The sequence below is a fragment of the Burkholderia sp. Bp9016 genome (assembly GCF_003857765.1).
GTDB lineage: Bacteria > Pseudomonadota > Gammaproteobacteria > Burkholderiales > Burkholderiaceae > Burkholderia.
Genome location: NZ_QTPY01000001.1, coordinates 1 through 13,094, shown reverse-complemented (window position 1 = coordinate 13,094; position 13,094 = coordinate 1). Strand labels below are relative to the sequence as shown.

At 67.8% G+C, this 13,094-nt stretch carries 12 protein-coding genes; 6 read left to right on the top strand and 6 right to left on the bottom strand.

The genetic code is table 11. The features are described 5' to 3' along the window. Positions 1-3: 3 nt before the first annotated feature. The 5 genes from DIE13_RS00060 to DIE13_RS00040 all read left to right on the top strand — a co-directional run bounded on the left by DIE13_RS00060 (position 4) and on the right by DIE13_RS00040 (position 5,102). Positions 4-855 carry an SDR family NAD(P)-dependent oxidoreductase gene (locus tag DIE13_RS00060; RefSeq protein WP_124825238.1) on the top strand — a complete coding sequence of 284 codons (852 nt, stop codon included), beginning with the start codon at positions 4-6 and terminating at the stop codon, positions 853-855. Then, positions 852-1,475, top strand: coding sequence for a nuclear transport factor 2 family protein (locus DIE13_RS00055; RefSeq protein WP_124825237.1), 624 nt, complete (start codon positions 852-854; stop codon positions 1,473-1,475). The genes DIE13_RS00060 and DIE13_RS00055 overlap by 4 nt, the downstream gene beginning before the upstream one ends. Before the next feature lie 23 nt (positions 1,476-1,498). Continuing rightward, entirely contained in the window at positions 1,499-2,605 is a 1,107-nt protein-coding gene (locus DIE13_RS00050; RefSeq protein ID WP_124825236.1) for an alkene reductase, read from the top strand. A 35-nt stretch (positions 2,606-2,640) separates the two neighbouring features. Continuing rightward, on the top strand, positions 2,641-4,185 hold the full coding sequence (locus DIE13_RS00045; protein WP_199568790.1) for a FadD3 family acyl-CoA ligase: 1,545 nt from the start codon (positions 2,641-2,643) through the stop codon (positions 4,183-4,185). Positions 4,186-4,295: 110 nt separating this feature from the next. Further along, positions 4,296-5,102 (top strand): SDR family NAD(P)-dependent oxidoreductase, encoded by an 807-nt coding sequence (locus DIE13_RS00040; protein ID WP_124825234.1) that lies wholly within the window; start codon positions 4,296-4,298, stop codon positions 5,100-5,102. A 114-nt stretch (positions 5,103-5,216) separates the two neighbouring features. Here the strand turns inward: DIE13_RS00040 and dmpG are convergent, their stop codons facing one another. The 6 genes from dmpG to DIE13_RS00010 all read right to left on the bottom strand — a co-directional run bounded on the left by dmpG (position 5,217) and on the right by DIE13_RS00010 (position 11,996). Next, on the bottom strand, positions 5,217-6,248 hold the full coding sequence (gene dmpG / locus DIE13_RS00035; protein WP_124825233.1) for a 4-hydroxy-2-oxovalerate aldolase: 1,032 nt from the start codon (positions 6,246-6,248) through the stop codon (positions 5,217-5,219). Between the two features lie 16 nt (positions 6,249-6,264). Continuing rightward, on the bottom strand, positions 6,265-7,164 hold the full coding sequence (locus tag DIE13_RS00030) for an acetaldehyde dehydrogenase (acetylating) (protein ID WP_124825232.1): 900 nt from the start codon (positions 7,162-7,164) through the stop codon (positions 6,265-6,267). Positions 7,165-7,177: 13 nt separating this feature from the next. Further along, positions 7,178-7,960: a 2-oxopent-4-enoate hydratase gene (dmpE, locus tag DIE13_RS00025; RefSeq protein WP_124825231.1), complete on the bottom strand. Its 783-nt coding sequence runs from the start codon at positions 7,958-7,960 to the stop codon at positions 7,178-7,180. Between the two features lie 98 nt (positions 7,961-8,058). Then, a complete protein-coding gene (locus DIE13_RS00020) occupies positions 8,059-9,441 on the bottom strand; it encodes a DUF1329 domain-containing protein (protein WP_124825230.1) in 1,383 nt (460 codons plus the stop codon). Between the two features lie 41 nt (positions 9,442-9,482). Continuing rightward, positions 9,483-11,048 carry a DUF1302 domain-containing protein gene (locus DIE13_RS00015; RefSeq protein WP_124825229.1) on the bottom strand — a complete coding sequence of 522 codons (1,566 nt, stop codon included), beginning with the start codon at positions 11,046-11,048 and terminating at the stop codon, positions 9,483-9,485. 168 nt (positions 11,049-11,216) lie between these two features. After that, entirely contained in the window at positions 11,217-11,996 is a 780-nt protein-coding gene (locus tag DIE13_RS00010; protein WP_124825228.1) for an SDR family oxidoreductase, read from the bottom strand. Positions 11,997-12,134: 138 nt separating this feature from the next. On the opposite strand from DIE13_RS00010, the gene DIE13_RS00005 reads away from it, so the two are divergent. Next, positions 12,135-12,971, top strand: a complete 837-nt coding sequence (locus tag DIE13_RS00005) for an alpha/beta fold hydrolase (RefSeq protein WP_124825227.1) — start codon at positions 12,135-12,137, stop codon at positions 12,969-12,971. Positions 12,972-13,094: the final 123 nt, after the last annotated feature.

The following is a 13,094-nucleotide window of genomic DNA, read 5'->3' as shown; positions in this document are numbered from 1 at the left end:
ACCATGACAGGACGTTTGCAGTACAAGACCGCGCTGATCAGCGGCGCGGGCACTGGCATCGGCGCGGCAACCGCGCAGCGCTTCGCTGCGGAGGGCGGGCGCGTGATGCTGTGCGGCCGGCGCCGGGAGCCTCTGGAACTGGTCGCACGCGAGATCGTCGCGGCGGGCGGCGACGCGCATTGGATCCAGGCCGACGCGACGGACGAGGCGTCGATCGAACGCGCGGTGGACGCGACGCTCGAGCGCTTCGGCCGGCTCGACGTGATGGTCAACAACGCGGTGAATTACACGTGGGGGCTCATCGACCAGGTCAGCACGGAAGACTGGCACCGTTGCCTGCGCGGTACGCTCGATGTCGCGTTCTTCGGCACGCGCGCGGCGCTGCGCGCGATGAAGCGGCAGGGCGGTGGCGCGATCGTCAACCTCGGCTCGGTCGTCGGGCTGCTTGGCAGTCCCGGGTTGTCCGCGTACGGCGCGGCGAAGGCCGGCGTGCTCAATTTCAGCCGCGCAGTCGCGCTCGAGGGCGCGGCCGACGGAATCCGCGTGAACGTCGTCATCCCCGGCGTGGTGTGGAGCGAAGGGACGCGCGAAGCGCTGCAGGACGATGCGATGCGTGAAGGCACGGCACGCGCGGTGCCGCTGCGGCGCATCGGCGAGCCGCGCGAAGTTGCCGATGCGATCCTGTTCCTTGCGTCCGACGAAGCCTCGTACATCACCGGGCAAAGCCTTGTCGTCGACGGCGGCAAGACTTGCCGCCTCGATGTCGGCGCAACCGACTACGTGTCGGACACGTCGACCGAACGGCGCGCGCAATTCGGCGTGCCAACCGATCCCGCCGGAGCCGTCACGCGATGAACGACACGACCTTGCTCGCACGGATCGACCGACTCGAATCGATCGAGGCGATCCGCATGCTGCCTGCACAATACGCGCTCGCGCTCGACATGCGCGATCTCGACGCGTGGACGAACCTGTTTCCCGAGGATGTGGTGGTCAGCAAGGACCAGATCGGGCGCGCACACCTGAAACGCTGGATCGACGACACTTTGCGTCACCAGTTCACCGTCACGTCGCATCACGTCGGCGGTCACATCGTCGAATTCTCGGATGCCGACCATGCGAGCGGCGTCGTCTATTCGAAGAACGAGCACGAGACGGGCCCCGAGTGGGTCGTCATGCAGATGCTTTACTGGGACGACTACGAGCGGATCGACGGGCGCTGGTATTTCCGCCGACGCTATCCATGCTACCTGTACGCGTCGGACCTGAACCGGCCGCCGATCGGCGAACGCAAGATGCGCTGGCCGGGCCGCGAGCCGTACGACGGTTCGTGGCATGCGCTGTGGCCGTCGTGGCAGGCGTTCTGGTCCGACAGGCCCGAAGGGCTGCCTGACGTCGCGGCACCGGCGCCGCTCGATGCGTTCCTCGCGACGATGCGGCGCGGTTCGGCATTCCCGAAAATTCGCACGCGCTGACGTGCCCACGGAGGCCCCTTTTCATGACCCTGCCGCTCCTTGAACCGGCGCGCATCGGCGCGTTCGCGATGCCGAACCGCATCGTGATGGCACCGATGACGCGCAGCCGCGCGGACGAACACGACGCGCCCGGCGACCTGCACATCGCGTACTACGCGCAGCGTGCGGGCGCCGGATTGATCGTCGCGGAAGGCACGTATCCGCACGCCGACGGCAAAGGCTATTGCCGCACGCCCGGCATCGCGACGCAACGCCAGATCGACGCGTGGCGGCGCGTGACCGACGCCGTGCATCGCGAGAACGGGCGCATCGTGCTGCAGTTGATGCACGTCGGGCGCGTCGCGTCGCGCTTGAACAAGGCGCCGGGCGCCGATACCGTCGCGCCGTCCGCGCTGCGTGCGAACGGCACGATCCACGCGGACGGGCACGGCCAGGTGTCGCTGGATATGCCGCGTGCGCTCACGCGCGCGGAGATTCCCGACGTGATCGACGGCTTCCGGCAGGCGGCCGTCAACGCGCGCACGGCCGGCTTCGACGGCGTCGAACTGCACGCGAGCAGCGGCTATCTGCCGATGCAGTTCCTGCTGGCCTGTTCGAACCACCGCACCGACGACTACGGCGGAACCCCCGAGCGGCGCGCGCGTTTCACGATCGAAGCGCTCGAAGCAATGGCCGGGGCGATCGGCGCACAGCGGGTCGGGTTGCGCATCTGCCCCGGCAATCCGTACAACGACATGCACGACGACGATCCCGCATCGACGTACGGTGCGCTGCTCGACGCGGTATCGCCGCTCGAACTCGCATATCTGCACGTGAGCCGCTCGCCCGACCGGCAACTCGATGCATTCGCGCTGGCTCACCGTCATTTCCACGGTCCGTTGATCGCGAACGATGGATTCGACGCGCACAGCGCGACGAGCGTGCTTGCCGCCGGCCATGCAGACGCCGTGTCGTTCGCACGGCACTTCATCGCGAATCCGGACCTCGTCGTCCGCTTGCGGGATGGCGCGCCGCTTGCCGCGTTCGACCGCGCGACGCTGTACACGCCCGGTGAGCGCGGCTTCACCGACTATCCGCCGCTCCGCGTGGCCGACGCGGGCGGTCCCTCCATCCAACGGAGTGCCCCGTGACCTCAACGCTTCCCGTACCATCGACGATCCCCGCGATGCTGGCCGAATCAGCGCGCCGTTACGCGACGCAGACGGCGATCGTCGACGACGGCCGTTCCATCGGCTACGCGGCGCTGTACGACGCGGCCCGGCGTGCCGCGCGTGCGCTGATCGCGCTCGACGTGCAGCCGGGCGAGCGCGTCGCGATCTGGGCGCCGAACCTGCACGAGTGGATCATCGCCGCGCTGGGCGTCCATCTCGCGGGCGCCGCGCTGGTGCCGCTGAACACCCGGCTCAAGGGCGACGAAGCCGCGGACATCCTGAGCCGCAGCCGCGCGCGCGTGCTGTTCTCGATCGGCTCGTTTCTCGGCGCCCGCTATCCGGACATGCTCGCCGGGCATGCGCTGCCGTCGCTGCGGCACACGGTCGTGCTGCGCGATCCGCAGGCCGGCGCGGCGGGCTGGGACGCATTCGTCGCGCTGGCCGATGCGACGCCAGACGCTGTGCTCGACGAGCGGATCGCCGCGATCGCGCCGCACACGCCGTCGGACGTGCTGTTCACGTCCGGCACGACCGGCCGGCCGAAGGGCGTCGTGACAGCGCACGGGCAGAATCTGGCCGCGTTCGACGAGTGGTCGACGCTGGTCGGGTTGCAGGCCGGCGACCGCTACCTGATCGTCAACCCGTTCTTTCACGCGTTCGGCTACAAGGCCGGCTGGCTGGCCGCGCTCATTCGCGGCGCGACGATCCTGCCGCAGGCAACCTTCGATGCCGATGTGGTGCTGCGCCGCATCGCGGACGAACGCGTGACCTTCCTGCCCGGATCGCCGACGCTCTATCTGAGCCTGCTCGCGCGTCCGGATCTCGAGCGCTTCGATCGGTCGTCGTTGCGCGTGGCGGTTACCGGCGCGGCGAACGTCGCGCCCGACCTGATCTCGCGCATGCGCGACCGGCTCGGCTTCGCGTCGGTGCTGACCGCATACGGACTGACCGAATGCTGCGGGCTCGCAACGGTCTGCCGCACCGGCGACGACGAGCGCATTGCCGCGACGACCTGCGGCCGTCCGCTGCCCGGGATCGAACTGCGTTGCATCGACGCAGCGGGAGCCGACGTGCCGGCCGGCATGCCCGGCGAGATCCTGATCCGCGGCTTCAACGTGATGCAGGGCTACCTCGACGATGCCGCCGCGACGCGCGACACGATCGACGCGAACGGCTGGCTGCATACGGGCGACGTCGGTGTGCTCGACGAGCATGGCTACCTGCGCATCACCGATCGCCTGAAGGACATGTACATCGTCGGCGGCTTCAATTGCTATCCGGCGGAAATCGAGAACATGATCGCCGCGCATCCGGACGTCGCACAGGTCGCCGTGATCGGCGTGCCGGACGCGCGGCTCGGCGAAGCGGGGCACGCGTTCGTCGTGCCGTGCGCAGGCACGTCGCTGGACGAAGCGACGCTTGCCGCGTGGTGCCGCACGCGGATGGCGAACTACAAGGTGCCGCGCGGCATCGCGTTCGTCGATGCGCTGCCGCTGAACGCATCGGGCAAGGTACTGAAGCACACGTTGCGCGAATTGCCCGTACGCAATTCGACGTGACGTGCGACCATCGACGACTGAATCGTCGACATACGACATACAACACAGCGCGTCAAACGGCGCGCCACCCCTGAAGTTTGAAGCAAATCGAAGATATAAGGAGACAACGCATGACGAATCAAACCTCTTCCGCGCATGGCGACGTATCGCGCATCGCATTCGATGCACCTTCCACCGGCGTCATCGTGACGGGCGGCGCATCGGGCATCGGTCACGCATGTGCGGAAGCGCTCGCGGCGGTCGGCCGCCCGGTCGCGATCTGGGACATCCAGGCCGACAAGGCGCGCGACGTGGCCGGCCGGCTGGCCGAGCGCTACGGTGTGCCGACATTCGGCGTCGGCGTCGACCTGCGCGACGGCAGCCGGATGAACGACGCGCTCGCCGCGACGCGCGGTGCGTTGCCGACGCTCGGCGGCCTCGTGCATGCGGCTGGCGTGGTCGACCAGACCGGCATCGACGCGCTGACCGAAGCACGCTGGGACGCCGTGCTCGACGTGAACCTGCGTGCGCTGGCGTTGCTCGTGCAGGCGATGCTGCCGGACCTGCGTGCGCAGTCAGGCTCGGCGGTCGTCGCGATCGCGTCGATCAACGCGACGCTCGGCAACGGACTGATTCCGGCCTACACGGCGTCGAAGGGCGGGGTGCTCGCGCTGGTTCGCTCGCTCGCTGACAGCCTCGGCAACGACGGCATCCGGGTGAACGCGATCTCGCCGGGCCAGATCCTGACGCCGATGATCCAGCCGACCGTCGATGCGTTGCCGGCCGGCACGTTCGAGCGCCGGATCATGCTGGGCCGGCTCGGCGATCCGGCGGAGATCGGCCGCGTGGCGCGGTTCCTGATGTCCGAGGAGGCGAGCTACGTGACGGGCGCCGAGCTGGTCGTGGACGGCGGCAACATTCCGTCGCAGCGGTTCTGAGCGAAGCGTCGCGTCAAGGCACTCCCAGGCGCGTCGGAAAGGAAAACGCGGAGCACGAGGCTCCGCGTTTTTCATTGCGACGGCCGGAAAGACCGTCGTACTCCTGCACTCAACTCAAGCCGCCACCGCTCGCGCCCGCGACATCGTCAGCGCCGCATCCTCGATCATGTCCTCCTGCCCGCCGACGAGCCGCTGCCGGCCCAGTTCGACGAGGATGTCGCGCGCCGGAATCCCGTACTTCGCTTCCGCCCGCTTCGCAAACAGCAGGAACGACGAGTAGATGCCCGCATAGCCGAGCGTCAGCGCATCGCGGTCGAGGCGGATCGGCGCATCCATGATCGGCACGACGAGATCCTCGGCGACGTCGGAAATCGCGAACACGTCGACACCCGTCTCGATCCCCATCCGGTCGCACACCGCGACGAACACTTCCATCGGCGTATTGCCCGCGCCCGCGCCGAGGCCGGCCGCGGCCGCATCGATCCGGTTCGCGCCGGCGGCGACCGCCGCGACCGAGTTGGCGACGCCCATCGCGAGGTTGTGGTGGCCGTGGAATCCGAGTTCCGTCTCCGGCTTCAGCGCGGCACGCACCTGGCCGATTCGCGCGGTCACGTCGTCGGGCAGCATGTGGCCGGCCGAGTCGGTGATGTAGATGCAGTTCGCGCCGTACGATTCCATCAGCTTCGCCTGCACGACGAGCTGCTCGGGCGACGACATGTGCGCCATCATCAGGAAGCCGACCGTATCGAGCCCGAGCGTGCGCGCGAGACCGATGTGCTGTTCCGACACGTCGGCCTCGGTGCAGTGCGTCGCGACGCGGATCGTGCCGACGCCGAGCGCATGCGCCATGCGCAGATGCTCGACGGTGCCGATGCCGGGCAGCAGCAGCGCCGACACCTTCGCCTGCTTCAGCTCCGGAATCACGGCGCTCAGGTACGCCTCGTCGGTATGCGCCGGAAAACCGTAGTTGACCGAAGCGCCGCCAAGCCCGTCGCCGTGCGTGACCTCGATCAACGGCACGCCGGCCGCATCGAGCCCGCGCGCGATGTCGCGCATCTGGTCGAGCGTGATCTGGTGACGCTTCGGGTGCATGCCGTCGCGCAACGACATGTCGTGGACGGTGATCTTCTTGCCTGCAAGTGACATCGTGTGACTCCTCGACTCAAGCGGTGGCGGCCGTCGCGGCCAGCATCTGTTCGGCGAAACGCTCGGCCGTGGCGGCCGCGGCGGCGGTCATGATGTCGAGGTTGCCCGCGTATTTCGGCAGGTAGTCGCCGAGCCCCTCGACTTCCATGAAGACCGACACGCGATTGCCGTCGAACACCGGGCCGTTCTTCAGCGTGTAGCCCGGCACGTAGCGCTGCACTTCCTTGACCATCGCATGCACCGACGCGGTGATCGCATCGACGTCCGGGGGGCCGTCGGTCAGGCAGTGGATCGTGTCGCGCATGATCAGCGGCGGCTCGGCCGGGTTGATCACGATGATCGCCTTGCCCTTGCGTGCACCGCCGACCTGTTCGATCGCGCCGGACGTCGTGCGCGTGAATTCGTCGATGTTCTTGCGCGTGCCCGGGCCGACCGAGCGCGACGACACGGTCGCGACGATCTCGCCGTATGCGACCGGCTGCACGCGCGATACCGCGTACACCATCGGGATCGTCGCCTGGCCGCCGCAGGTCACCATGTTCACGTTCATCTGCGCGCTGCCGAGGTGCGCGTCGAGGTTCACCGGCGGCACGCAATACGGCCCGATCGCCGCGGGCGTCAGGTCGATCATCTTCACGCCGAGCGCGGTGAGCTTGTCGGAGTTGTCGCGATGCACGTAGGCCGACGTTGCGTCGAACGCGATGCGGATTTCGTCGTCGGCGACATGCGGCAGCAGTCCGTCGACGCCGCGGTCGGTGGTCTTCAGGCCGAATTCGCGGGCGCGCGCGAGGCCGTCGGACGCCGGGTCGACGCCGACCATCCACACGGGTTCGAGCACCGGCGAGCGGCGCAGCTTGTACAGCAGGTCGGTGCCGATGTTGCCCGGCCCGATCAGTGCGCATTTGATTTTCTTCATCAGGTTCGTTCCTTTAGATAAAGCGGACGTCGCAACCGCCGATGCCGGCGATGTGCATCGACAGCGCGTCGCCGGCCGTGACCGGAATCAGTTTCGCGAGCGAGCCGGACAGCACGATCTCGCCGGCGAGCAGCGGCACGTCGTATTCGGCGAGCGTGTTCGCGAGCCACGCGACCGCGTCGGCGGGATGGCCGAGCGCGGCATCGCCACGGCCTTGCGCGACGCGCTCGCCGTTCTTGTCGATCGTCATCTCGCACGCGGCGAGGTCGAGCGTGCGCGGATCGACACGCGCGTCGCCGAGCACGTATACGCCGCACGACGCGTTGTCGGCGACGGTGTCCTCGATGCGGATCGCCCAGTCGCGGATGCGCGAGTCGACGATCTCGAAGCAGGGCGCGACGGCGGCGGTCGCGGCGATCACGTCGGTGCGGTCGATGCCGGGGCCGCGCAGGTCGCGCGCCAGGATGAATGCGATCTCGCCTTCGGCGCGCGGCGCGATCAGCGACGCGGTGGAGATCGCCTCGCCGGCCGCGTAGTGCATGCCGGACAGCAGGATGCCGAAATCGGGCTGACGCACGTTCAGCATGTCCTGCACGGCCTGGCTCGTCACGCCGATCTTCTTGCCGACCACCGATTCGCCACGCTCGACGCGGCGTTCGATGAAGCGTTGCTGGATCCGGTACGCATCGTCGAGGGACAGCCGGCGCGGCCGCGCCGACAGCGGCGCGACCGGCGAGCGGGAATGCCACGCGGCGTACAGCTCGTCGCCGAGCGTCGCGTGCAAGCGGTTGGACATGGTAGGGCCCTCGAATGGAAAAGGCCGCCGCACCGGGCGGCGTCGTGCGCCGGAGCGAGGCTCCGGCGCGTGGGGCGCGGGCGTGCCGCGCCGCTCGCTCAGTTACCCGAACTGCGGATCGCGTCCGGCGAGAAGTACGCCTCGGTGAACTGCGGGCTGCTGTCGAGCTTCGGCATCGGCCCTTCGTTGGTCAGGCGGTCGGCCATGTATGCGCCGGAGATCAGGTCGTGGAAGAACACGACGCCCGGGTAGAACGTCTTCGCGTCATACGCGTACAGCGTCGTCGCGACGTTGGTGCGCCACAGCTGGCCGCGCGCGTCGTAGTTGTCGGCGAGCAGCGTCATCCACGAATCCTCGTCGATGTACAGCACGCGCTTCGCATACTGGTGGCGATAGCCGCTCTTCAGCGTCGCCTGCAGCACCCACACGCGATGCAGCTCGTAGCGGATGTACGCCGGGTTCTCGTGTCCCTTGGTCAACAGGTCCGCATACTTCACCGAGCTGTCCATTGCCTTGTAGTCGTCGTACGGCACGTAGATCTCGCGCTTGCCGAGGATCTTCCAGTCGTAGCGGTCGCCGGGGCCGTTGTACAGGCGGTCGTCGTCGACGGTGCGGAAGCCGCCCGGGCCCTGCGGCTGGTCATAGCCGTATTCCGGCGCCTGGCGCACGCGCCGCGTGCCGGGGTTGTACATCCACGTGCGCGACGAGTTGTCCGCGCCGGCCTTGTCCCAGTTCGTGAAGCCGACGATCAGCGAGCCGCGGTCGGACAGCGGCAGCTCCGTCGCGTTGCGGTAGAACGTGCGGTTGTTCAGGTCGCTCTTCACGTCGTACTTGCCGACGTTGCGCGGCGAGTAGATGTCGTAGCGCACCTTGCCCCACGCGATGTTGCCGTCGGAATACACGACCGCCTGGTCGTAGGTCGCCTGCTCGGTGCCGATCGCCGACGAGAAGCGCTGGTTCCACAGCAGCTCGGCGGCCGTCTTCGGAATCGGATAAGGCACCTGCGGCGGCGCGTTGGTCAGCCCGTTCGCGTCGGGCGTCATCGTCGAGTCGGGCGCGTACGTGCGGATGTCCTTGTAGACCGAATCCGCGTAGCGGAAGTCGCGATGGCTCGGATAGACGTTGATCTTGAACGTGGCCGGGTAGCGCTTGAACATCGCCTTCTGGCCGTCGGTCAGGTGCTCGGCATACTGCGCCATGTTTTCGGCGGTGATCGTCGCGACCGGCTTCTCGTTCGCGAACGGATCGGGGTAGCGGCCGCCGCGCTTGTACTGCACGTCGGGCGGCGTGCCGAGCCACTTACCCGACCACTCCGGCACGCCGCTGTCCTTGCTCGCGGCGCGTACCGCGCCCATCGGCGTGAGCGGGCCGTCGAGTGCCTTCAGGTCGTCCGGCGTGACCTTCGGGAACGATGCCGTCGCAACGAGCGCACACGTGGCCATCACGGTCGCGCGCAGGAGGGGGAGACGAGTTCGTTTCATGACAAATCCTCTTCTTGCTGAGTGACGAGCGGCCGGGCCGCTCAGAAGTGGTAGGTCGCCGTGGCGAGCACGTAGTCGCGATCCGCCAGCGGACGCGTGACCGGGTTGGGCGAACCGAGGAACTTGGCGTAGACGAGCGACAGCTGCAGGTTGCTCAGTCGCGTGAAGGTCACGCCGGCCGTCACACGGTGATCGCCCTGGCCCGTCAGCGAGCCGAGCGCGCCCGCGAGCGGCGATGTGCCGGTCAGGTCGTGCGTATAGGTCAGCGGCACGTCGAGATCCCAGCCGTTGAACACGTTCTTGTAGCTGAGCGTCCACGCGATCTCCATCGCTAGCGCGTTGCGCGAGTTGGCGAGCGTCGTCGAGCCGTCCAGCTCGGAGATGCTGCCCGCATGCACGTACGTCAGTTCGCCGATCAGCGACTGCGAGTTCGCGAGGAAGCTCGGCCCGATCGAGTAGATGCCGGACAGGTTGGTCTGCAGCACGTTCGCGCGAGTCGACTGCGGGCCGGTCGGCGTATTGACCAGCACGGCCGCGCCCTGGCGGTACGACACTTCGCCCGCGACGTTCACAGGACCGACCTGCGTCGAGAAGCTCGCGCCGGTCAGCTTGATGTTGCTGAAATAGGTTTGCTGGTACTGGAGCGTCGGGAAGTAAGTCGTGACGACGCTCGGGTTCATGTCGTTGTAGTGCAGGTAGTACAGGCCGAGCTCGGTGTCGCCGAGCACGCGAAAGCGTGCGCCGATACCCCACTGGTTGCTCGCGCTCGGCTTCTCGTCGGGTCCGCGCGGAATCAGCATGCCGCCCGGACCGATGATGAATTGCGCGCCGGGACCCGTGACGTCGGAATAGCTCCAGTACGTGCCGGGCGCCGTCAGCTTGTTCTGCTGGAACGCGAACTGGTAGTAGCCGAGCACGCTGAAGTTCGGCGTGATCTGCCATTGCGTCGAGATCTGCGGCACCGGCAGCAGGATGTCCTTCACCTCGGCGCCCGCCATGTACGACTTGGTTGCGTCGGCCGGCCCCTGTGCGCCCGCGATGTTCGCGAAGAACAGGCTCTCGCCCCATGCGACCACCTGGTCGCCGACTTTCACGTTCAGGCTCGTCGCGCCGATGCGGAAGGTGTTGTACGCATACGCGGCGAGCAGCGTCGTGTGGCCGCCCGACCAGTAGCGCGCATCGCTCGTGAAGTTGTTGTACTGGCCAGACTGGTTCACGGTGCCCGGCGCGTCGTTGTAGTTCGGGCGGCGATAGGCCTGGTCGTAGAACGTGTCCGCGCGGACGAACACGCCCCAGTCGTCGTGCTTCAGGTTCACTTCGCCGAGCAGGCTGACCTGGTTCTCGATCAGCTTGTTCTTCGCGAAGTTGCGGTCGCCGTCGTCGCCGTTGATGTTCGCGGGTGTCAGCAGATTGCCGCTCGGCGCGCGCGTGCGCATGCCGAGCCCGTAGCTGAGCGTGAACGTGTAGTCCAGCGTCGTGTCGGCGCCTAGGTCGATCGTGCTGCCGGCGTGCGCGCTGGGAACGGCGCACGTCAGCAATGCGGCGGCCAGCGTCGACAGCGTGGCGGTGGCCCGCTTGTCGGTACGGCGCGAAATCCGTTGATGCATGGTGTCTCCTCTGGGGTATCGACGACGGTCGACTGTGGTTGTCGTGAGAGGCAGAGTAGGGAGATCGCGGTAGCAGGGAATCGTCAAAATGAACTAGATGACTTCCCTAGGACCTGTTCCCGCCCATAACGGGTTTGCGAACGTGCGTTGCCGCTCGCGTCGCGTGTTTCATCGCGCGTCCGTCTGCACCGCCGAAAGAAACGCCGGCCGTTCGCCGCCGCCGTCGAGCCGCAGGTTCGCGCCGGATGCGTACGACGCATCGGGCGATGCGAGGAACAGGCACGCCGAAGCGACGTCGTCGGGCGTGGCGAGCCGCCCGGCCGGAATCGTCGCGCGGATCGCATCGAGCGCAGCGTCGTCACCGTAGTGGCCTTCGGTCGCGGATTCCGTCTGCACGAGACTCGGGCTGATCGCGCACACGCGCACGCGCGGCGCCCACTCGACGGCGAGCGACGTGACCGCGTTGACGAGGCCGGCCTTCGCGGCGCCGTAGGCCGCGGTGCCGGGCGATGGCCGCGATGCGCTGACGCTCGCGATGAACAGCAGCACGCCGCCGTGCGGCTGCGGCTGCATCATCGCGTTCGCGCGTTGCGCGAGCTGCAGCGGCGCGATCAGGTTCAGCCGCACGATCGATTCGGTGAAGCGCGGCGACGCATCGGCCGCGAGTGCGAACGGCGAGCCGCCCGCGTTGTTGACGAGCACGTCGAGGCCGCCGGCCGCCGCGCGGATTGTCGCGAGCATCGCGTCGACCTGTTCGATGTCGCGCAGGTCGGCGGCGACGAAGATCGCCGTGCGGCCGCCGGCCGCAGGCGGTGTGGCGGGCGCGCTGCGCCCGCAGACGAACACGCGTGCGCCCGCCATGAGAAACCGCTCGGCGATGCGCCGCCCGATGCCCTTGGTGCCGCCCGTCACGAGCACCGTCTTGCCGCTGTAGTCGAATCCGTTCATCGTCTGCCTCCGTTTCGGTGGGCCGATGATAGGAAGAAGCGCGCGCGGCTTCGTAGTCTGAAAGGATGATGCCGGCCGGCGCCGGCGGCGCAATCATCGTGGCAAGCATCCATCGACCGACGAAGGAGACAACCCGCGATGACGACCCCCACCACGCCGCCGGCCGGCATCTTCACCGACGTACCGGGCGGCCTGCGCCTGCATCATTTCGAGGCGGGCGAGGGCCGCCCGGTCGTGTTCATCCACGGCAGCGGCCCGGGCGCCAGCGGTTTCAGCAATTTCAAGCACAACTACGCCGCGTTCGCGGCCGCCGGCCATCGCGCGATCGTCGTCGACCTGCCGGGCTACGGGCAGTCGTCGAAGCCGGCCGACGTCGCTTATACGCTCGACTTCTTCGTCGGCGCGCTGCACGCGCAGCTCACCGCGCTCGGCATCGGGCCGGCCGTGCTGCTTGGCAACTCGCTTGGCGGCGCGATCGCGCTGAAATATGCACTCGACCATCCCGACGCAGTCGACGGGCTGATCATGATGGCGCCGGGCGGTGTCGAGGATCGCGAGACGTACTTCCGGATGGAAGGGATCCAGCGGATGGTGAAGCTCTTCACCAATCGCCAGATGAATGACGACACCATGCGCGAACTGCTGACGCTGCTCGTGCACGATCCGGCGATCGTCACCGATGCGCTCGTCGCCGAACGGATGAAGGTGTGCGTCGAGCAGCCGACCGAAGTGCTGTCGACGATGAGCGTGCCGAACCTGACCGGCGCGCTCGCCGACCTGCGCTGCCCGGTGCTCGGTTTCTGGGGCACGGACGACCGCTTCAATCCGGTCGGCGGTGCGCTGAAGTTCGTCGAACGCTGCCGCGACGCGCGCGTCGTGCTGATGAACCGCTGCGGCCACTGGGTCATGGTGGAGCACGCGGCCTATTTCAATCGGGAATGCATCGATTTCCTCGCGACGAAAAACGTCCGATAACGCGAGATGCCCCGGACGGGGGGGGGGGGGCCCGGGCGGCCCGCCCGGGAGCCCGCCGGCAAGAACAAAAAAAAATAAAAAAACATAATAAAGAGCGGGGAGGGGGGGGGGGGGACCCCCCGG

Coding starts and splice junctions, on each gene's coding strand:
- DIE13_RS00030 (WP_124825232.1), bottom strand. CDS start 7,164: ATGAAGAAAATCAAATGCGCACTGATCGGGCCGGGCAACATCGGCACC.
- DIE13_RS00005 (WP_124825227.1), top strand. CDS start 12,135: ATGACGACCCCCACCACGCCGCCGGCCGGCATCTTCACCGACGTACCG.
- dmpG (WP_124825233.1), bottom strand. CDS start 6,248: ATGTCACTTGCAGGCAAGAAGATCACCGTCCACGACATGTCGTTGCGC.
- DIE13_RS00050 (WP_124825236.1), top strand. CDS start 1,499: ATGACCCTGCCGCTCCTTGAACCGGCGCGCATCGGCGCGTTCGCGATG.
- DIE13_RS00040 (WP_124825234.1), top strand. CDS start 4,296: ATGACGAATCAAACCTCTTCCGCGCATGGCGACGTATCGCGCATCGCA.
- DIE13_RS00020 (WP_124825230.1), bottom strand. CDS start 9,441: ATGAAACGAACTCGTCTCCCCCTCCTGCGCGCGACCGTGATGGCCACG.
- DIE13_RS00010 (WP_124825228.1), bottom strand. CDS start 11,996: ATGAACGGATTCGACTACAGCGGCAAGACGGTGCTCGTGACGGGCGGC.
- DIE13_RS00055 (WP_124825237.1), top strand. CDS start 852: ATGAACGACACGACCTTGCTCGCACGGATCGACCGACTCGAATCGATC.
- dmpE (WP_124825231.1), bottom strand. CDS start 7,960: ATGTCCAACCGCTTGCACGCGACGCTCGGCGACGAGCTGTACGCCGCG.
- DIE13_RS00045 (WP_199568790.1), top strand. CDS start 2,641: ATGCTGGCCGAATCAGCGCGCCGTTACGCGACGCAGACGGCGATCGTC.
- DIE13_RS00060 (WP_124825238.1), top strand. CDS start 4: ATGACAGGACGTTTGCAGTACAAGACCGCGCTGATCAGCGGCGCGGGC.
- DIE13_RS00015 (WP_124825229.1), bottom strand. CDS start 11,048: ATGCATCAACGGATTTCGCGCCGTACCGACAAGCGGGCCACCGCCACG.